General features: G+C 34.3%; 1 protein-coding gene. It reads left to right on the top strand.

Features of this window, described 5'->3' with window-relative positions:
- Positions 1-298 (top strand): DUF1398 family protein (locus FCS21_RS17695; protein WP_138624492.1); only part of this gene is annotated, 298 nt, incomplete at its 5' end.
- Positions 299-475 lie beyond the last annotated feature (177 nt).

Consider the following 475-nt stretch of genomic DNA (forward strand, 5'->3'; position numbering starts at 1 on the left):
TATAAAAGGATATGACACTCATGTTACAGACGGTCGTGTCATTTATTATGGAGATACTAATCATGAAGTAAGCACCGATGCAAAATACGATCAATTATTGATCGCTGGCACTGCAAATAAGGAACGCTTCATTGAATATCTGGTTACTCATGAAAGCGGTCAAACCGACTATTATACTTTTTGCCAACAAGCTGCGCAATGTGGTATTGCCAAGTCGCGTATTGATATCATCGAGATGACCTGCACTTATCTTACCTCTGCAGAGGATCCCATTGTGATAGAAAAAATTCCGGTTTAATTTTTTGAGTTGTCTAATTTTCAATTACTAGTCATACAACTATAACTGAAATATAGTACTACCCCATTCAATTATTAAAATAAATACTACGGCAGCAATCAGTTAAACTTAATCATAAAAAAAACGGGAATAAATCCCGTTTTTTTATGCTAAGTTTTTACTGCCTTTTAAAACTTA

The organism is Colwellia ponticola, from assembly GCF_005885605.1.
GTDB classification, from domain to species: Bacteria; Pseudomonadota; Gammaproteobacteria; order Enterobacterales; family Alteromonadaceae; genus Colwellia; species Colwellia ponticola.